The 21,250-nt window shown below is 50.1% G+C and carries 12 protein-coding genes; all 12 read right to left on the minus strand.

Going from position 1 to position 21,250, the window contains the following annotated elements; all coding sequences use genetic code 11:
- Window positions 1–12: 12 nt before the first annotated feature.
- Entirely contained in the window at window positions 13–1,452 is a 1,440-nt protein-coding gene (locus GO755_RS25875) for a contractile injection system tape measure protein (protein WP_157588206.1), read from the minus strand.
- On the minus strand, window positions 1,449–5,855 hold the full coding sequence (locus tag GO755_RS25880) for a hypothetical protein (RefSeq protein WP_157588207.1): 4,407 nt from the start codon (window positions 5,853–5,855) through the stop codon (window positions 1,449–1,451). The genes GO755_RS25875 and GO755_RS25880 overlap by 4 nt, the downstream gene beginning before the upstream one ends.
- 33 nt (window positions 5,856–5,888) lie before the next feature.
- A complete protein-coding gene (locus tag GO755_RS25885; RefSeq protein ID WP_157588208.1) occupies window positions 5,889–9,677 on the minus strand; it encodes a hypothetical protein in 3,789 nt (1,262 codons plus the stop codon).
- On the minus strand, window positions 9,674–13,495 hold the full coding sequence (locus GO755_RS25890; RefSeq protein ID WP_157588209.1) for a baseplate J/gp47 family protein: 3,822 nt from the start codon (window positions 13,493–13,495) through the stop codon (window positions 9,674–9,676). The genes GO755_RS25885 and GO755_RS25890 overlap by 4 nt, the downstream gene beginning before the upstream one ends.
- Before the next feature lie 12 nt (window positions 13,496–13,507).
- The gene (locus GO755_RS25895; protein WP_157588210.1) at window positions 13,508–13,951 is read right to left on the minus strand and encodes a GPW/gp25 family protein; all 444 of its coding nucleotides are present in this window, start codon (window positions 13,949–13,951) and stop codon (window positions 13,508–13,510) included.
- A 22-nt stretch (window positions 13,952–13,973) separates the two neighbouring features.
- Window positions 13,974–15,743 carry a type VI secretion system tip protein VgrG gene (vgrG, locus tag GO755_RS25900; protein WP_198174932.1) on the minus strand — a complete coding sequence of 590 codons (1,770 nt, stop codon included), beginning with the start codon at window positions 15,741–15,743 and terminating at the stop codon, window positions 13,974–13,976.
- A gap of 8 nt (window positions 15,744–15,751) precedes the next feature.
- Complete coding sequence (locus GO755_RS25905; protein WP_157588211.1) at window positions 15,752–16,465, minus strand: CIS tube protein; 714 nt, start codon at window positions 16,463–16,465, stop codon at window positions 15,752–15,754.
- A complete protein-coding gene (locus tag GO755_RS25910; protein ID WP_157588212.1) occupies window positions 16,465–16,653 on the minus strand; it encodes a DUF5908 family protein in 189 nt (62 codons plus the stop codon). The genes GO755_RS25905 and GO755_RS25910 overlap by 1 nt, the downstream gene beginning before the upstream one ends.
- Window positions 16,654–16,928: 275 nt before the next feature.
- Window positions 16,929–17,366, minus strand: a complete 438-nt coding sequence (locus GO755_RS25915) for a phage tail protein (protein ID WP_157588213.1) — start codon at window positions 17,364–17,366, stop codon at window positions 16,929–16,931.
- Between the two features lie 33 nt (window positions 17,367–17,399).
- Window positions 17,400–17,837, minus strand: coding sequence for a phage tail protein (locus tag GO755_RS25920; RefSeq protein ID WP_157588214.1), 438 nt, complete (start codon window positions 17,835–17,837; stop codon window positions 17,400–17,402).
- A gap of 78 nt (window positions 17,838–17,915) precedes the next feature.
- Complete coding sequence (locus GO755_RS25925) at window positions 17,916–20,141, minus strand: phage tail sheath family protein (protein WP_227687087.1); 2,226 nt, start codon at window positions 20,139–20,141, stop codon at window positions 17,916–17,918.
- Window positions 20,142–20,175: 34 nt separating this feature from the next.
- Complete coding sequence (locus GO755_RS25930) at window positions 20,176–21,249, minus strand: hypothetical protein (RefSeq protein ID WP_157588215.1); 1,074 nt, start codon at window positions 21,247–21,249, stop codon at window positions 20,176–20,178.
- Window position 21,250 lies beyond the last annotated feature (1 nt).

Genomic DNA, 21,250 nt, shown 5'->3' on the forward strand with positions numbered 1-21,250 from the left:
GTTTTGTCTCTGTTATTGCCATTCTACCCGAAGCATAGTTTTCATCCAGGGCAGTTGTATCCGTGAAATGAGCCAGGGAAGTTGATCGACTAAAATATCGAAGGATGCCGTTTCAACCTGCAACAGCCAGTCACCATCGGCCCGCAGGGAGAGCTTACCGGGTCGTATCAGAAACGTACCGCGCAGGGCGTCAGTGGACGTATTGCGCAACGCTTCCCAGTAGCGGACAACGGTTCTGAGTAAAACGTCCGCTTCTTCCAGTTCAGTAGCTGTCAGTGCCACGTCAGATTCTACCGGCATGTCCATCGGCAAATTGCATAGCACTTTAGGCAACAAAAGCTCGTATTCCGGCGCAACGGTTTGACCAGTAGCCAGATAATACAGTAGACAGAGTGCTCGCTCGGGTTGCACTAACTGATCTCCCTGAGCAATTCCCAGCGCGCCAAAAAACTGGGCCAGAAATGGATGTAGCAAAACTAGTCCCGCATGATCTACATAAACCCCTTCCTGTACACTCAGTTGCCCGTTAGCTTGACGCTGTGTATGCTGCTGGGCCTCTTCGTTTTCAGGATTCTGCCGGACCTCATCGTTTTTTTGCTCGATCGTTGGGGGTTGAGTAGACCATTTTTCAGATTGCGTGACACTGGGCCAATGACGTTCCAGTTGCTGTTTCAGCCTGTCCGTTTTTACAATCGGAAGTGTATGCCAGACCTCAGACACAATCTGTTGCTCTGTCATCTGCCTGTGCTCGGCTAGATGGACAAAAGCGGTTTCCCAGAGCTGTCGAGTAACCAGCGCAAGTTCGGCAGGTTCACTTCCCGTAGCATGCAGAACTGTCAGGACAGCATGTAATATAGGTTGGTTTGCTGGCGACAGTCGGGTAAATAGAATTTCCAGAAAAACTGGCGAAAACTGGCGTATCAATCGGTTCCGTACAGGAGCAGAACTTAGTATTGATCGAATGCTGTCTACGAACGCGCGTCTCGTTATAGTGGCTTCAGATTCTTTATGCCACGAATCCAGTAAAACCTGCTCAAGTGTTTTCCCAACTGGCAGGCGAAAAAACCAGGGTAGGCTTCCAGTCTTCAGGAAATACACAAAGGCCTCCGTCACCGATTGTGCATTTGTCTTGCGAACACTAGTATGATCGCTTTGGCCTGGATTCACGTCCACCAACGAGTTTTGCAGCTGAATAGACTGTTCTAAAGCCCGTTCCACCAATTCGACGATGTCTTGCTCCAGTCGATCCAGGGATACGACACCCGCGTCGATCTCCAGTCGGTCAATATACAGATGCCCATCCGACGGTGCACACCGATCCAGCGCCCGCTCGATGGCGGGCAGTAGCCAGTTCCGGCAGAGCTCCGGGAGCTGGCTATGGAGCGCCATGCCCTCGGATTCCGTGCCGTTCAGGTCGATATGGACATATTGTTGTCGGATGATGTGGGTCATTGCTGAACAGTGGTAGTCGTTGTCCCGAAACAGCCTTTGGTGGTAATTACTGTCAGACGCACTTTTGCGCCTAAGTTTCTGAGCGTAACAGCGTCAATTGTGTTACCAACGAAGAGCGGTTCAGCCGCCATAGGCACATCCCAGACCCAGGCTAAAATATCACCCACCGGTACATTCGTTTTCCCTGTAAATTTAAAGAGAGGTATTCCTGCAGGTACATTGGAAATGGAAGCCTGCACTTTAGGCGTGGGTCCAGTACAACGGGCCTCGTAATTCGTATGTTGGCATTGATTGCGATCGTTGTAGTTAAAAGCGGGAACTGGGGCTATTTTGCCAGATCGCCGGTTGGTCAGAATAGCGCCATCGAATGGCGCACCCGCAGCATCCTTTTCATTCGTGTAGCGCATCGTCAGGCTGAAGGCCCCCTCGGATATGTTCACGGAATAATCAAAGTCAAGGCTGAACGTATCATCAATAAAATGCTCAATCAAGAGTACACCAAATGGGTCCTTATCCGTTGGTTCATACGTTATCACCAGGCGATTATCGCCATGATCCTCATCGGCCTGCTTCATAAACTTCTGTACGACCTCATTCAATTGCTTGATCACCTTCCCGATAGCACCCGTAAAATCAGCCCGGAGTGCATCTACAGGTAGCTGAAGCGCTGTTTCAGAACCAGGCAATTCGATAGGCTTACCGTTAAACTGGAATCTCACAGCCGACTCCTGTTTGTAGGCATTATACGCCACAAGCTCACCAGGTGGCTGAATCCATAATCGATAAGCAGCCCGAACCGATTTACCATCGCTGGGTAGGTTGCAACAGGCATGCTGCAAGTCGATGGTGGCTGTCCAGTTATTGGTATCTCGTACTGTAATCGTAACAGCCTCTCCACTCTGAACCGGATCGGTACTGAATACGTCCTCATTGATTTGCAGCTCGTCGGCAGCTCGCTTGTAAAAATACGGGGGCGTCCCACCTTTGATATGAACAGCGGCCTGATATTGATTCTCTTTGCAGGAATAATCGGCCTCCGACACCGTCAGTCTTAGGAACGCTGGTATGGTCACCTCCTGAACTTCCGTTACGGCCCCAACAGCGTCGGTGACAATCAATCGGCGTACACCGGCTGCTACCGTTATAGGTCCATCAATAGAAACAGGAGCCGCATCGTCAATCTGAACCTGATAGGGGGCAGTGCCTCCCGTTGGCTCAATGGTCAGTGGAGCGTCCTCATTCTCTGTGGTAAGGCCGGCACTCACTGAAAAAGCAAGAGGTGGCAGACAGGTGTGATTTACAGTTTTGGTGGCCGTGCAGGAACGATTGTCGGTAATGGTAATCACCACATCCGTATCGCCGGGCAAGGTATCGCTGGTGTACTGGTTGCTGTTCGCAATGGTTCCCCGATCAGCCGTATACGGCCCCTGGCCACCCTGAATGCCGAACGTAACCACATACGTATTGGTCGCATCGTCACTGCATATATACCGCGGTTCGCCCAGAACAAGCTGTTGGCCAATCTGAATCGTTTGCGGGTACGATTCCGTCGTTTCGGCATCCTGAATTATCAGCTTGCGGGAGCCCGTATTCAGCGAAAGAATTCCTTCTAGTGGCTTGTAATCGTCCCCATCTACTTTCACACTATAGGGTCCTACGCCACCTTTCGGAGTCAGGGTTACCTCGGCCTGGCCGTTCTCATTCGTACAGCCAATAACATACGTAAAGGAGGGCTTAACTTTGGGTAGTACAAACTGCACCGACGAGCCCGAACCATATAAATAAGGCAGGTAAAAATCAGCGATCACCGTGCCATCCGTCAATTCATTAACGGCATCGGCAATGATCTTTTTCAAGGCATCTTCCTGAGCGGGAGGAACTTCTGTTGGTTTTGGAGGTACTACACCCGTCAAGGCGCCTAACACCAGCCGGATATCGTCGTTAGCCGCCAATAGTCGATCCTTACTAATGCGGGAAAAAGCATTCAGTAAGATATTAGTATTGGCGAGCGGTTGAGCTGGCTGCGCCGAAGCCAGGAGTAGCGTCGATGCCTGTAATCGGGTTGCTGTAGCAAGCTGAAAGGCATTCAGGTTAACCATCAGCGTTGGAGCAACCGGGTCCGGATCATCATGGTAGACGAGGACAAATGTACCGCCCATGGGCACGCCCGCTTTATGCTGAATGCCTGGATTTTTTTGCAGGAAGAAACTAAGAAACTGTTGCTGTTTGAGTTCTTTAAGCCGTCGTTTATACTCATCCTCAATGGATCGAATGGGCTCGAGTTTGCAGGTGAAGAGAATCTGCTCAAACTGGTTTATCAAATCCGCTTCGGGCAGAAATGGAGCCAGGGCTGGGGGTTGTTTTGTTACTTCATCACTTCGGAAGTAGCGAATCATCCCATTCAGATCCTGGTATTTATTCTCGAAGTCGGCAAAATTCAATTGATCCAGGCTGTCAGGTATACTTTCAGCCAGTTTGGTCAGGTAATAAATAGAGACAACGAAGGGTTGAAATTTTGGGTTGGGGGCAATGGTAGCGGTAAACAATTTACAAAAGACAAGCAGGACTGTATTGCTATCGATACTGTTTTGATCGACCTCGATATACGGCATTCCCTGCAATTGGGCCTGATATTTTTCATACCAGGCGCCTAATGTTCCGGCCGCATAGCTGTAATTGGCTGCATAGGTTTTAAGCAATGGTAACTGAGGGGTTCCGGCAGGCTCTTTCCCGTCGATCGGCAGGTTGTAAAAATCCCGAATCCCCTCTGCCAGTGCCGACAGAAGTTCTTCTCGGAAGGCATCGAACAAGGCTTCCAAATCCTGAAATCGGGTCGATTCCTTCGTTAGATCAATGGCTATTTTTTCGTCGAAAGCGCCCGTTCGTAACGCAACAATATCGATGGGCAGCCGGTATTGACTTTTCAGACTCAACAGGGTGGTCAGTACCGATTGATAGTTTTTCCCCAAATGCCCTTCGATCCGCAGGAAATTATAGGGTTCCAGATCATACCGCAACGACTGAGTTACAAATTTGGGTGCCGCCGGTACGTATTCATCCGACCGATAGCTCAAGTTCTGATTGGCCCGATTCCGGCGGGTTTTCTCCGCATTCCAAAGCTGAAACAAAGGTGTGGAGCCCGTCTGCTGATAATAATACGGAATCGCTTTGGTCGATAGCGGAGCCGCCGACAGGCTGCTGGGCGTAATCCGAATCTGGACATCGGTTGGCGCGTTAGGTACTGAATTTGGCAGTGGTGGGTTCAGCGTAAACTGTGCAATCATTTCCGCTAATCGCTGGAACAACTGCCGGAGTTGATTCTCCTGCTCTTCGCAGCCACCAACCGCCGATGATGCGACGAAGGTCTGCCGATAAACGCCGGGATTGGGCGTCGACGAGGGAACCGTCAAGCCGAGCATCAGGTGCTGAGGAAACAACGTCTCCGACGGACAACACGCACATAGTAACTCCAGCCCGATTTGGCACAACTCAGTATACCCCCGAATCAGGTCATCGAAAAAGTCATAATAATATGGCAGAAAACGTACCTGATCGGTAGTAGTCGGAGCCTGATCTAAAAAGCCAAATTTGGTAGCAAAATCAATGGACGGGTCCGGAAAATCGGCCACGATGGGCTTGAAAGCCGCATAAGCCGCTTTGAGGGCGTCACCGATCGTTTGAGCCAATTGATCGACTTGGAAAACCGTCTGGAAGCCCGCCAGTACGTCGTTGGACGTTGCCGGACTGGTATTCGGTACATCGTACCGGGGCATGCGCAGATCCGGCAGATTCAGGCGAGTTTGCAAAGCGGCTTCCAGTTCGCTGGCCGTACTACCAACGTTAAGGTCGTTTGCACTGGCCACGATTTTCACTAAATCGGCCGTTTGAATCAGCAATGGCCGTATCCTGACGTCCATTTCGGCCCCTTTATCATCGCAATTGTTAGCACTACAATTGCGAAGTTTTGCCGTTTTAAGCTCCAGAAACAACAGTACCGCTTTGCCCGTCAGGAAATTTGCGGGTGTATCCAGCGTTGTGACATTCGGTTCATCTTTCGGAAATAATTCCCACAACTCATAGGGAACGGCTGGGACCGGGACAGTATCCATAAAAGGCGCGTAGGCCAGATCGTCTGTCACTTTTCGGTAGCCGACCAGCTCCACATCATCCGGTTGCAACACCAGATACCCCGCCGACGTAATCCCGCATCCTTTCGACAGGGCAATACTCTGACGGACAGCATCGTATCGGATGGTCAATCCGCAGACGATTCCAATCCCGATGAGGTTGGCCCGTGTGAGTCGTTCCTGTTCGTCTAAATAATCGAAGACCTGGTTCAGGTGATCGTTCGTAAGGACCTGATTGGCCTCAAATATGGGATAGTTAAATGCGGTCGCTTGCATGGAAAGTTGCGGTTTTAGCTAATTGGGGGCGGATCATGATTTTTTGATGGGATAGTTGCCGAGGGCCGTACTGCCTAACCGAACGGGGTTCTGATCGCTGCCATCATCGCAGTCGTGCAGCGTAGCGCCCGGATAGGTATTGCGTAGCTTACTGAGGAGATCCACCACCATCCAAAGGCGATAGGATACCTCCATATAGGAGGCATAACGCTCCGACAGCAACGCACTCAGTGCCGTAACGGTGTTGGCGGTGAAGGTAAAATCGGTACCGAGTTGAAGCGCACGGGGCGCAAATGTGCTAAAATCCAGTTCGCTAAACGCGAGCCCTGAACGGATATTACCCGCCATCCAGGCATAGAAATCCATTCCATAGTTCGACAGAATCGCGGTGGCACGCTGGCATAGTTTAGCCTGCTGATCCCGCGACAGACTTGCACCGGAACCCACTACATTGCTGGTCAGAATCGCTTCAACATTTTCCTGAAGATGTTGTTCTGTCCAGTCAATAGCCGCATTGGCTCCCAGCCAGGCTTGCCAGACATTTTCAAACCGTTCGAATTGCCATCCAGATAAGGCAATCTGTTGAAAATAAGTCACCATCATGCCCAGCACATCTGCCCACAACGCATCCTCCAGAACCGTCGTGCAGGCAATGTCTGCGGCCTTTAGGTTCGTCGTAAATACTGTCGTCAGAGCCGTTTTCAGGGAATCAGCATGAAAAAAAAGCAGCGTTTTATCGGCGTACCAGGCATGGAAGACTTTACTGAAAGCGGCATAAATAGCCTGGGCACATGTGCAGGCTTCCTGCTCACTGGGGCGGGTGCCTCCGGCCGTTTTACCGGTTGTTTCCAGTAAATCGGCCAATTTGGTGATAACCGGATCGCAGGGATTTTCGATAAACCCATCATTGCCTATCCAACAGATTTTGGGCAGCAGATGCGATGGAGTTTCCTGCTGGATCGTCGTATTGGCAAACCGACGCATCTCCATGTTTTCGCTGAACGGCTCGATCCAGCCCGGCATCACAAACGTTAACCGGAATGAATAGGGATCTTCGTCGCCACAGGTACCACAGTCGCCTTCGGCGCAGGCCGGATACAAGGCATCGCCCGGAAATTTGGGGCGTAATAACAGGTGTTCGGCCAAAATGGCGCGCTCGTTACTACTCCAGTTTACCAATTCAGTTTCAATTGGTTGGACTTCTGCTTCGGTTGTAAACAGGTTGGGATATTGTCCGAGTAGATCCCCATTGTCGGCGGTAACGGTAAGCCGAAACTGACCCGATTCGGCAGTACGTTGATAGGCATCCGGCTGAATCATCCGCTTTAGGATATCCCGAAACTGCTGCCATGCTTTACGGGTTGCCTCTTCTTTCAGGGCTTCATTTACAGCCAGCGGCCCTTCTAACCAAACCGTATTGTTTTTGTCTTTCAGTTGGTAATGATCGATGATAAAGGGACCTTCGGCAGGGCCCGAAAACGCCCACGAGAACGTTAGATCAGGATACCCAAGCAGGAGGCTAATCCGACGCTTCAGGCCCGGCACATTGGCTGGATCAGTAAGGTTTTTCTGTTGGTTAAAGGCTCTACCTCGGTCGTGACTAATTGTTGGATAGGCCTTTAGAAAGGAAATCTTGTCGCCAATCAGGTGTTCCTGAGCCACCTGCTCTCCCTGTAAATTGGTCAGTAGAAAGGCATAATCGCCAAACTGTTCCCCAAAGCGAGCCATCAGGTGATCGAGAAAGCGGTTTCGTCGCTCTTCAAATTCCGGCACAGTTTCGACCATTGACTGCAAAGTCGCAGCCGTCAGGCCCGTTGCGGGGTCCGTATTGACAAGTTCGTCCCATCCCTGAATATCGTCCTCTCCGAACAACCGGCTAAAATAGGTCTGATTACTAGCCGGATTCAGTGAAAACAGGCTAGCGGTATTGGTTACCTGTGCGAAGGCATTTCCCAGAAGTTGTTCAAATACCATCAGATACGCTTTCAATTGCTTTGCCTGTGCCTTTCGCAATGGCGTCGACCGAGCGGGTAAGCCTTCCGGTCCAATGCCGTAGGTCACGGGGAGCGTGTACTGAACGGGGAAATAATCGTCCAGCCGACGATAGGTACCGGCGGGCGGCAGTAAATCCTCTCCTACTGAATCGTCAGTTGTGGAAATGTTGAACTTCGGCTGCTCAGCTTCTCCGCGTAATTGTGTCAGCGTATCGCTGGCTTCGTCTAGTCTGGGTTGAAATGGCAGGCCGTTTTTGTAGAACAGGAAGTTCGACTGATTAAAATACAGTCGAGGCTGGTGCTGACTGCTCATAAACAACTGCCATCGGGCACTGGATTTATTCGCATCGAAGTTCAGGCTCGTACCGACTTGCGTCGGGTCAGCGGCCCCTTTCACCACATTCCCTTCCGAGTCGTATTTAGCCAGCATCAGGTCATTTACGGCTACGACCCCCTCGATATCCATCAATCGATTGATGATGTCCGAAGTTCGCAGGACCGTTTTCAATTGGGCTGCTGCCAGGTCGTCAGACTTAATAAATCCGTTTTTCAGTTTTGGCCCGTTGAAGATGTCTTCCACAGCTTCTCCATTGTCCATCAGCTCTTTCAGGCTGTAGAACAGAACAGGCGGATTCATATATTGGTCGATCTGAAACCAGATCTCAGCCTGTATGCGTTCGATGTCTGCATCGGGCCGCACTTCCACGTCGGCGCAAACCGAAACGTCCTCCACCTCCACGCCTTTCACCCGGCAAAAATCTTCGTCCAGGTTCCGAAAACACTGCAATGCCCGTTTGGCCGCTTTAACCGACTCCGCTACGTTGAGCAGTTTACGGCAGTATCGCCAAATGGCTCCCGTGGGCGTTGAGTTACCCAGTTGGTTCATCAGGTCGGCAACCGTTGCCTGATTTTTAACGAACGTATCACTGTAGATACGCACGCTAACATTCTCAATCGTGATTGTCTTGCCGCCCGCCACCGGTTCAATTTCATAGCTGGCGTAAAACAGCGAACGCCAGTTGTTTTGAAGCAGTTTATTCCCAGCCGGTGTTTGGTCGAACGAGGTACTATCCGTTTTACTCCTGTTGAATTTCAGGAGTTTAAAGGTTGGCGGATTTGTTTCGTCGGCGAAAACGGCTTTATTTTTTAACAATACATCCCATTCATCCCATTGCTGAAGCTCCCAGTTCGGAAAGCGCAATTCCAGTTTAACGGGATGCCGTTCCCCGTCATCGTCAAAGATGGCGTAGGCATACTCAATTTTCCGGTCGTTCAAATCGCCCAGCTCCGGGTCGGCTTCCAGTTCAAGTAGCACTTCGTATAAGCCGGTTGGGTCGACTTGCACGGGCTGGAGTAGTGGATCAGTAGGTTTCTGATACGATAGCGTCAACTGGTCTTTCTCACACCAGGCATAGTAATGCAGATCGCAGGCGCACTTTTTACTGGAAATCCAGGCATTCCGAATTTGATCGAGATCGATGAGCAGCCGACGAAAATCATCTGGTGTACAGGGATTTATCGTTAAAATTTCCCGGGCTGTAAAAAAAGCCTGATCAGGGTACAGTTGGCGTGACGGATCGGGCGGAGTCGTTGGCGGCTCAGTCGTCAGAATATCCTTAATATCCCATCCGATTCGATAGGCGACGTCAGTCAACGCATAACACAGGGACTCATGGAGTGTGATACCCGAATCGTGGAGGTTATAATCCGTCCAGAAACGGCTCCCCATCTGCTCAATAAATCCAATTCCCTCTCTGCGCAGCTGGAAAAAGTCCTGGGCAGGTTTCAGAACGGGCTGTTTAGGTATGATAAGCGGTTGCTGGCTCATGCTTCGCAGGGGCAGTGGTCGGAAGCCGGTACATCTTCCGCCGGTTGAATGACTGTGATGGTGTGGTAAGTGGCCGGTACAGAAACCAGGATTGAGATGGCTTTTGATCCTTCAATCTCCTGCTGGTCCTCCGTTCCGGGTAGGTTATTTATATCGTGGAATAGCTGAAAATCAGTTACGTAATCGACGTAGGACTGTTCTTCTACGAAATTGATCAGTAGGGATTTGTAGACTTTACCTCCGAATGAAGGACCGCCCGAACTCGCAAAAGCCCAGGGCGACAGAAAACGGGTAATCGCTTCCTGCAATCGGACTTTATAAAAAGTTTCGTCGAACCCATCGTAAAACTTGACCCGGAATCGAACCCGTACACCTTCGAACTGTGGATTTTTGACATGTAGTTTCACGAAGGAGGAAAGTCGCTGGCTTAGGAAGTCGTGAATCTCTTCCAATACGCCCAGACTCGTGTAGGGCTTCAGCGGATCGCGCTGATTCTGAATTTGTTGATCAGGAACTGCAATCAGCGTGACATGACCGGGCGCCAGTTCTTTGTAAATACCCGGTTCATAATAGGTGTGATTGAGGCATTTCACTTTATACAACTGCGGGAAAGCCTCCAGTACCAGCCGTTCATAATCCCAGAGCCCAATTGCCCGGTCTTTATGTCGAAGGCGTTCACTCACCCGCGTATAAAATCCCTGGGATGCCTCTTTACCACGCCCGCCAAACGTAGGAAACGGCTGATCTATTTTCTTAACGGCGGCATCGGGCTGATCTAGTTTGGTAATCGTTCCGGCGGGGAGCACCTTGGCCGGGAAAGCCGGATCATTGCCCTGATCGGTGAACGTGACGCGCAGTGCCTGTGCAGCAACACGGATCAATCGGCAAACCGCTTCGCTCTTTTCCACTACGGCTACCCGTATCCAATGCATTCCCGTTGGCAGCAGGCTATTAGCTGCCGTCGCGTCGCGGGGCATGGACAGGGTAACAATACCCGAACGGACAAATTCGCCCGTTGTGTCCACCACCGCTTCTTTAGGGAAAGCAACCCAGTTATTTCCGCTCAAATAGCTCCAGGACAGGTGATTTTTCGGCTTTTCGGCATTTGGATCAGCCGTGCCATCTGCCACCTGAATGAGGAGTGCGAGATTCTGAGGAGGCATCAGGTTTGTCACGCCGATATAAAATTCACCCTCATGGCTGTTCATCACACCGGCCTCGGCATGGCTAAATGACGGCAGCAACGTAGTTGGCGCATTGGCCGCCAACGCCGGGTGTCGCTCAGCCATACCGAAGGGTGCCAGATGATAAAATTTAGCCCCTGTCTTGTCTTTACTGGTTGTCGAATCCAGCAAAATAGGGTCGGCCGTTACGGAATAGCCCAGACGGATGGATGCCAGTTCGGGAGGCTCTGGAGCAATGGGCAGGGTAGTTGGTATTGTACTGGCCTGCAATGCACTAAAATTCACCAGTTTGTCCGACAGATTGGCCAATTTGAATATACCTGTCTTCGCCAGTATTTCAGAAGTTACCGTTGCTTTTTCCTCAGGCGTTGCAGCTGCTGTTGCGGTGGAGTTCGCAGTTTCTAACGCTGCGGAAGCCCCTGCCGCGGCTACAGCCGCCAGATTTGCCAGGTAGGCGTTCAAATCTGTCTGCCACTTTTTATACCCAAAATCGCCATTGGTCGATAACCTCAGAAAGCCCCCAACTGTGGTCGCACTGAAGAAATCGTCGGGCGAATAGTCGACCGTTACGGGCGGGTTTACCGGAATCGTTAGTTGAATTGGGTTGGTCCGTATATCTACAGAATTGGTTAGGGGTGCCCACTCTCCTTTGTTCAGGTACGCCATCGCCAGTGTTGGCAGCGTGGCCGGAAGCTTTCGCCAGGCCAGATCAAGGTAGATAGTCGGGTTTGGCTTCTGAAAGACTTCTTTACTACCGATCAGCAACGCCGAATTCTGCTGCGGAATTGGTCCAAATGGCTGGAAAGGCTTCGACAGATCGACTGGTCCGAAATCATTACTGACGGCCAATGCTTTCAATCCGGGCTTGTTCAGATTTCCATTTTCGTCAAGACCAACCGAAACTGAAATGGTGCAACTTTTCACCACAGCGGTTTCCAATTCAGCATAATCATATACCTGATCGGCTTGCTGATTCAGGATGACTTTAACAAGCGGGTATGCTGTCTGGAAATCGCCCCCATGCAGTTCAGCGTTATATGGCAGAATTGCGGGCACATCGGCTTCGAGGACAAACGACAGCGTTGCCGTTTGCGAATCGGTGGTTGCGAAATCGACTGGCATAGAGAACCATCCTTTTTCGGTGGTCAGGTATACCGTAACCTGACCACCGAATGTCCGTTTTTCGGTTAACAGAAACGTCAGGCTTATTTTTCGGTAGCCGCCAGTCAGATAGAGCACAGGCGAAGCCAGAGCGAAACCTACCTCAGCCTTAGGCATCAGAATAGCCTTTAGCGCTCCATCTACGTATTGTTTATTAAAAAACGGATGCCAGGAACCATCGGCAGAGGTTAAGGCTGCCCCTACTCCATCCTGCGAATTGGCCACCGGCGACGCATACAGACGCCCGACCTGCTTATTGGCATTGGCGTTTTCGCCGGTAACGGGTTCGTTTGTGTGCCGGTAAACGGTTTTCAGCGCCGTTACTACCGCCTGATTGGCCACAAAATCGGCATCATTGACAAAAAAGACATCTTTACTCTGATCATCCTTCCCCGCTTTAAACAACTCGCCCTTCTCCACCAAAAAGGAATCGGTTTGTTTTGCCAGTTCCAGCAAGAGGTGAGCATGGCTAGGTTCGGCTGGTTTTTCGCGCAGATGCAGAATATCGCGGCAATAAAAATCAAGGTGCCTACCTGTCAGGGTATTGGTTTCCTGACGAGCGTATTCCTGAAGGCGCAAAAAGGCCAGAAACAGCGTATAATGCGGTTCATGATCGTCCCGTTTGGTCAGGGTATCGTTCAGCGCTGTTTTAGCCATCGCCACAATCCGGGCGAATACCTTCAGGAATTGGTCAAAAACAGATGTAAACAGGTTGTGAGTGGCAATATGATTGATTTTCTCAAAGACCGTTGCACCCGAACCATACACTCCAGCCTGCGCCGGAATGCCTTCTACGAATTTTGTCCAGTTGGGGGATTTATCGGTTATCCAATCGGTCGATAAGCCATTCTTATAGATCGTACTAAACGGAATTGCCGGGTTGCCCATCAGCTGAAAATCAGGCTGACTATTTACAAGTAGCGACGTTGCTTCGTCCAGTTCATCCTCATTTGGTGCTGCTTTCAGGTTGGGTTTATAATAGGCTATCAGACGCACAAAACTAGGCGCTAACTGATTTTGAATCAGGTTCTGTAGCGTGCTTTTGAGCGGAACATCTGCGGGCAGGTTTTCTTTTAGGGTATCCAGCTGCCGGGCAAGCGTAGCCGCATAGCCAAACAGATACCCCAGGTAGTTTTTTAGGTCCGGTTCGTTCGTCTGATGGCTATTGTCATTCAGAAAATCGAAGGCTTCCTTGACGCGGGTTTTGTAGGCTGTTACATCTGCTATAGCCGCTACCGCTAGTTGTAGCGAAACATCGTTCGAGAAGAATTGCTCCCAATTTCCTGAAGCGGCATTACTACTGTTGTAATAGATCAGGTAACGGGCATAGGCCTGGGCAAACACCATTCCGTGCGCAATGGTCCGCTCATTTACAGGTGCATAGCCAGGATCAAGCGCACGGCTGTTGCGCTGTTCCTGACTAGTTCCTTCGCGGACGAGTTTTAACGGGTCGATGTTCTGATTGCAGTCCATTCGGTTGATGGCTTAATTACGGTCGGGCAATAGATTCAGTGTGGCCGTAAGGTTGATGTCTGAGCCTTCCTGGATGTAGTATGGGAAGACGAAATTGAAGCGCGAATTGGTCGTTCGCACCGTATAGGTCACCTCAATCAAGACGACGCCTTCTAATTCACGACTACTGTCCAGAAGAACATTTTCGAGGTCAATTCGTGGTTCGTAATACAGAATAGCCGACTCGATTTTATCTTCCAGCAGTGTTTTTGTTGTGGTGTCGAGGCTTTCATAAAGCAGTTCCTGCAGGTTGCAACCATAATCGGGCAACATAACCCGTTCGGTCGGAATGGTCGTCAGCAATACCTCTAAACTAGAGGCAATGTCTGCTTCCTGTTCCAGCATCTCGACGCCCGAAAGCCTCATATTGAAGGTTGGCGGGAATGACCAGCCACGGCCCAGAAAGGATAGATCCATTGAACAAGGTGTTTTTTACAGTTTAGTTAATCTGCACGATGCCTCCCTGAATCACAGTTGCAGCATTCCCTTTCACGGTCGTATTTGCGCCCGACAGTTCGGCAGTGCCTGTTGCCTGAGCTTTCAGCGACGACTGGGCTTTCATCTCAACCGTCATTCCTTCGATTTTCAGGTTTTTGCCCGCCTTCAGAATCAGGTCTTTATCGCTTTCAATCGTAATCCCTTTACTGTCCATCGTAATTTTATTCCCGTTCTTATCTTCGAGCTTGATATCATTGTCTGAGAGGGTAATTTTATTCCCTTTAGGCATCTCAAAGGCCAGGGTTTTCTTTCCATCGTCAAACGTCATTTTTATCTTCTCTCTCGATACGTACCCTTTTTCGTCGTTGGTTTGCGAAGGGGGCTTTGGTGCCGGTTTTTTACTACTGTGGCACATGCCCAGCACAATCGGATATCGGGGATCATCCTGTAAAAAACCAACCATTACCTCGTCGCCAACTTCCGGCCTGAAATAGGTTCCCCGGTTGTTGCCTGCGTCCAGGGTTACAATGCGTGCCCACACCCCTTCTTCCTGTGGGCTCACCAGCGGCAGGCGAATCTTGATGCGGTCTTCGCCATCAGGATCTCCTTCCAGTTTGGTTACTACACCAATTTGTAGTCCGCTCACGGCTGGCAAGAGACCAGCTGCCGGTAGTGGCCTTAGGTTGTAGGCTTGCGCAATGGGTTCAGGATTAAGGCCAAACTGCACGTCGGTTTCCCAGTTTCCTCCCGCAAACTGATGCCAGATACCCGTCACCAGCACCTTCCCCTGAAGCCGATCGCCAATGCCTCCCAATTCAATTACTTTGCCCGGCATTACCTCCGCTGTTCCCTGAAACCGAACCCGCCCGCGAACTTTAGCCAGACGTTCCCGGAGCAGGCGACCATCGGCCCAGGCCTGGAGTTCGGGCGTTGAGAGCTTGCCACCGTGGCGCAGGTCGTGGGCGTTTCCTCCGAGTACTCCCGCCAGCGCCGTGGGCGTTAGATTGCCCGTATTGGTGGTCGTGGGTTCACTGGCCTCAACCTTCACCATCTCCTGATCCGTTGCATTCCAGCTATGGGTTGTAATACCCGGACTCTGTAAGCGAGCGTCGATTTCGGCATCCAGTTCAAGAATCGTGGAGCCAAACGCAGCGTTTAACACCGGACTTTGCCCCATATCGGGCTTGACGATTCGGAGTTTGTCGTCTTCCACCATCACGAACAGACCGTTGGCTTCGGCCCGGCAAAGCATGAAATCCCAATCTGTAGCCTCATATTGAACGACTTCCGGGAGGTTGGGTTTCGTGGTGGCCACTTCCTTGGCGAGTTTATAGCGCCCAATGATTTCCTCCAGAATATCATTGTCTTTTTTATTCTCGTAATAGGCACTTTTCAGTCCTGAGGTCATTTTCACAGCTTCATGGCGACACTCAACAATCAGAAAGCTGCCGTTTTTACGGATTTTTATGCTGTACTTGATAACGATACCTTTGAAAACGGTAGACTCATTCGAGCGGTAACCCAGTTTGATTTCGATCTTTTTCCCTGGGATGAAATGGGCTTCATTACCAACAGCAAACGTTCCTTTCGACGCTTCGCCATCCTGGATATGGATTGTTGCCGACGGTATTCGGTTCATATCCCGCACGATAGTGAGCGAAGCCAGGTGAATTGTACCGGGAATTTCGGTGCCCTCCACCAGCACTTTTACCGTGCAGACATCCGGCGTTGCCGGTGTTGAAATAGCCGATGAGCTAGCGTTGTTGGCCACAGTTGGCGTTAGTTTGACGTTTTATCAATCGGCGGAAATATGAGTTCGGTACCCGGAACGAGTTGGCGGAAATTACCAAGTCCGTTAATCTCAGCTACTTTCAGGTAGTAGCGTGTATCGCCGTAAATCTGGTAGCACATCAGAGGCAACGAATCACCAGCTTTGACCAGGCGCACATGCGTGAGATCGGGCGAGCTTTTGTTTTCTTTGGCTGCCCGCTTCATCTCCTCGATGCTACTCTTGAACTTCACCTTCGCCACTGCCCGGATGGGGCTCCCATCTGGCTTGAATAGTTTATAGGTGATGCTCAGCTCCGTTACACGCCCTTTAAAAATGGAATTTTCGCCCCAAACGAGTTTAAAATGCCGGGGCTCGTGCGAGTCGCCCTTGTATTCGATCAATACCTGCTTGAATTTCTTAATGTCATCGGCGATGTTATCACGGGGATTATCGTCGATGATGCCGGTATTGTCGAAGAGGAATTCGAACGTGATTTCCTCCGGTTCGGTGTACTCATACTTCAGTTGTTTACCGCTGGTTCCCTGTCCCTGCCCTGATCCCGAAAATTTGAGTTTATACTCGAGTGTGTAGGTTTCCGGATTGATGAGTGCTTCGAAATACGCATCGTTCTTGATGGCTTCGGCTTTGCCACCGGTTTCGGCTTCTTTCGAGTCCTTAAAACCCAGAATAAGCATTTTTTCTAGTTTTCCTCCGGTTGCCATCAGCGTTCCTGTTTTTCCTGAAGTATCTGCAAGACCTGTTCAACACACTCAGCGATCAGCGCATCCTTGTCCTCGCCACTACCCCCACTCGCCGGTGGTTGAGACGCGGGTTGCGCCGTTGCCCCACCACCTGCTGACGGGGCATTGACCGTAACGCGGATGTGCAGTTCTCTGATCTCAATAGGCATTGTTTATCAATGATTTATCCTGACTCTATGTATTGATTCATATCCTCGGTCTGTGTCCTCACAGAACGCCTGTGGCTACCCTTCGTTAAAGCGTTCTGTGAGGACACAGACCGAGGATACGGTGATTCTAAAAACTGACTGATAATACCCCCCAGCCCAGGGTGTTAAGTTAGCCCCTCCCGCAACGGCGGATCGCCCAAAACAGGAGAGGGGAGCAAATCGGGACAAAAACCCAGAGCTTAACAGCCCTGCCCTTTAGGTAATTGGGAGGCCCTTTACTTGATGGTGAAATACCGATAAATCAGTTCAAGCGTTTCGATGACGACGGCGTTGTCGTTCGCGTTCAGGTCACTCACGAGCCATTTTTTAGGAATAGCATGAAACACACTCCAGGTGCGCAATGGCTCACCCTGTTCATTCATGAGAATGATGTTGATATCTGATGCCGTAAACGTTCTATCACGGAAGGCATTCAGGAACCAGTCGATCACGGCAGAATCGGTGAGCATCCCACGTTTCAAAACGAGATCGGCATACTTCGTCCGCACCGGGAGTTTGTGTGTAAAGCGGTTTTCGCCCCCTTCTTTAAACTCTTCCGAGTCGTATTCAACCGACAAACCCGACACAGACTGAAATCGAACGTCGTTTTTGTTCTGGCTGATACTGAATTCCACTTTGTAATAAAAGCCCCAGGGCGGATAATAATCGACCATGATCCGACACGTTTAGTCCGTTTGCCCAAAAACTCAAATCCTCATTAGTTTCAAACCCTCATGGGCGATTTCGATGGTTTCTACGGCAATTTCGTTCGCATCTGATTTGAGGTCAGGCGCAGTCACTTTTACCGGAAAACAACGGGTAGCCGACCAGACAGCTACAGGTGTGTGTTTTTCATTCAACAGCCGAATTGTCACATCCCGCCGACCACCATCTCGCGCGTTGGCAATTTCATCCAGCCAGGTGTTAAAGTCGAAGTCACCCTCGAATTTGCCGCGCTTCATGGTAATGTTGCTGAACTTTCGCATGCCCGGCATCTTTATTTTGTTGAAATCTTTGCTGTCGCTGTGTCGATATTCGATGACTTCCACCTGCATATCGAGGCCGGTAATTTCGGTGAAGCTAATTTTTGCGCCACCCCAATCCACTTGAAACTGAAACCGGGGTAAAGGATATTCCTGTGCCATAATGTGTTAGCCAGTAAAGGGTGAAAGAAGTATGTTAAATGCCTAAAATCGGGTAGCGTAGGTAAATCCTACAATCGCTCAGGATTCGGCCATTTTGTGTGAAAACTTCAGAATAATGAATTCAGCCGGTCGTACAGCAACCAATCCGATTTCGAGATTCATCCGTCCTTCCAGAATATCCAGGGCCGTCATGGTTTTGCCCAGACCTACAGCCACATAAAACGCATGTTCGGGTTTAACGCCCTGCAAAGCTCCCTGACGCCAGAGCGTAGTCAGGAAGTTTTCGATCATCGACTGCATCTTTACCCAGGTGTTGGCATCGTTGGGTTCGAAAACGAACTGCTCAGTGGCTTTTTTAACGGATTCTTCTATAAAATTGAAGAGCCGCCGAACGGGCACATACCGCCATTCGTTGTCGTTGCCGGCAAGGGTACGCGCACCCCAAACCAGTGTTCCTTTACCCGGAAACGCACGAATAATATTGATCGACTTACCGGCGTTGACATCCACATTATAAGCGCCCTGCTGCGTTTGCGAGACCTTTACCATTGGGCTTATCACGGCATTCAGGCTTACATTAGCTGGCGCTTTCCAAACCCCTCGTTCATTATCAGTTTTGGCGTAGATACCTGCTACCGCTCCACTTGGCGGAAGTTGGTTAAGTGCCTCCCCGCCTTTGTTGACCAGCTCTTTAAATTTACCAAAAGCAGCCAGCAGTGTATCGTTGAGACTTTTTTCAAACTCATTTATACTACTCTGAATGGAACTGATCATTTGAAGGGCATCCGTCAAGGCAAAATAGGCGGCTCCTTCAATCACATCGGCGCGTTTTTTCAGGCTATCAACGGTAGCCGGATATTGTGCGGTTACCGCAGCTTTCTGGGAAACATCCTTTAATAATGTGGCTCCATCTGCAAAACCGAGTAGTTTGGCGGTGGCATCCAGGGTAGCACCTGTCTGGACAACGTTTGCAATAGGAGCAGCTGAGGATATAGTGATGGCTGCCAGGTAAGCATCGGCATCAGCTTTTACCTGATCGGCCGCGATTTTCGCATCAGCTTTTGCCTTCGCATCGACAGCTAACCCAGCATTTGCGGGGTCAGCATCAGCGTCAGTTTTTGCTTTATCGGCTGCCGTTTTAGCATCGTCAGCGGCTGTTTTAGCATCATCAGCCGCTTTCTGGGCTGCTGTTTTGGCAGCGGCATTAGCGCCTTGTAGAACAGAGTGCGAAACCAGTGTTGTTATTGAGTTGTTCAGCGTGGAACCTTTCAGATAGGAGGCTATGGTTTTCTTGATTTCAAACTTCGAACCTGCCACATCAGGCTGTTCATTCAGGCTCTGAATTGCCTGTAAAACACTCAAAGTCAATCCTGTAAATTGCTGCAAAGCAGTTACCAACTGAGCGGCTGTGCTCGCATCATTGGTCGCCCGGTACGCATCCAGTGCAGCTTGCAGCGAATCATCAAGCGTTTTATCGGCCGATCCGGTTATCGCAGTGACACCATTGATCACCGACGTACTGGCCTGCTCAACTAGCTTAATGTCCCGAATTAAATTCAGAATGTCGGCATCGGTTGTCAGGCTTTCCAGTTGAATGTCGGTTCCGATGCCATCCCGTTTGAGCGATAGATTTCTTCGCCAGATCTGCCGCTGAATGTTAGCATTGATCCACGGCCCATAAGCAGCTCCGTATTTTAGATCATTGATACCAATACTCGTACGGAAATTCGCAATTTCTTTATCGAAGGCTACAAAATCGGTTGTTTTAACCAGGTCACAAATCGCCACCCGATCTTTGAGCGTTGCACACTGGCCCAGCGCCGTCTGTTGCAGTGCATAAGGCCCCTTATCGACAGAAACCGCATCGGGCAACAGAATGATCGTTGGTTCATCCTCTTTCTCCAGCTCAGCCAGGCCGTTTGCAATGTCGTCCGATTTAATGCCTACAGCCGAGGCAGGATATAGCCCAACCGAGATGATAAAGCAACGCCCTCCCCCATTGGCATAAAACATCCGTAGACTATCGTATAGATACAGTGCACTACTTGCCTGGCTTCTGACAAAGTTGTTGTTGTTGTCCAGATAAATAACGACATCCTGTGATGGAGCTCCGCCAAAAACCTCCTCGTACTCAGCAATTGATTCAATAGGCGTAGGTTTCAGGATGAGCGATTCGCCATTTCTGATCGCCTGTTCTGTATACCCGACAAATGCCGGAATGGCTGTTTCGACCGGGGCGATGGAAGGCGGAAATTTGGGAATTTCCTCGACGTATACACCCGGAGTATTATACACTGCTGCCATAGTTTAGTTTTTTAACAAGTTGATAATGCGACAGTTATTTAGTGATAGTAGAAAATAGGCCCGTAATTCGCTGGGGATCAACAGGGTCAAAAGCAATGGTAATCGAATCGGTTGACGGTCTTGGCTTCATGCTTTCTTCGCGGCTTACTTGACGATCAGGACTAAACCAGGTAAGCGGAAGTGGAGTAGGCTCCTTTGAGAGCAGATTGCCCGTTAGCTTATCGTAATACGCCCGGAACGTTGAGCGATTTTTCAAATGAATCTGAAAGACAGGGGGAATTGCTTTGGGCAGCCCACGAGGAATGCCAGGAGTAGCGCCATCGGTAACGCAACTAAAATCGGCATCATCGGGACGCTCGACGGCTATCCTGACGAGCGCGTACACCGTATCGGGAATTGCATCGGACAGTTGTACACCGCGCAAACCAGCTTCAGGAAAATCGACCAGATCAGGGAGAGGAGCGATGACTGGAATGTCTTCCTGATGCACAAAGACCGGCAGGTTTTGGGCCTGTGAACCAAGCTCCTGAGTCAATGCGCCAGGCTGATCGCCTGTTAGCTGAAGCAAAGCCGTATTGTCCAATACGAGCGACTCAACTTTAGCCTGATCGCTATCCGTAAGTTTGGGAATTTCTTTCGATAAATACAGGCTTTTTACCCCATCTATCGTTCGGGCTGTACCCGTCAGATTCGACAGAACAGCAACCCCCTGCTTATACCGATACATGGTATTCTCCCGTCGGTTAACATACTCAGTAATTGTCTGCTTAGGGAGCGTTAAGGCCGTATAGGTGAAGAAGTCCGTATTTTGTACCGTTAGCACCAGTTCAAGCAAAGTATCTGCTGGCACAACTGTTCCGGCTGGCACAACCACTACGCAACCCAACGCTGTATTTTTATAAATGGCACCCAGTTTTTTTAATAGCTTTTCGGTCGGGCTGGTAGGCGCTATGGCTAAAAACTGACGTAAATCATAAGTCAATAATCGATCTTCCTGCTGCTGCTTTGTCAGCAGATCGAATAGAATGGAGCCCTGATCCAGCCAATAATGGTGAAACAGCCGCAGTTCGAACAATCGTCGATACCCATTTTGAACGCGCTCTGCCATA

Origin of the sequence: Spirosoma arboris (genome assembly GCF_009754945.1) — a bacterium.
GTDB classification, from domain to species: domain Bacteria; phylum Bacteroidota; class Bacteroidia; order Cytophagales; family Spirosomataceae; genus Spirosoma; species Spirosoma arboris.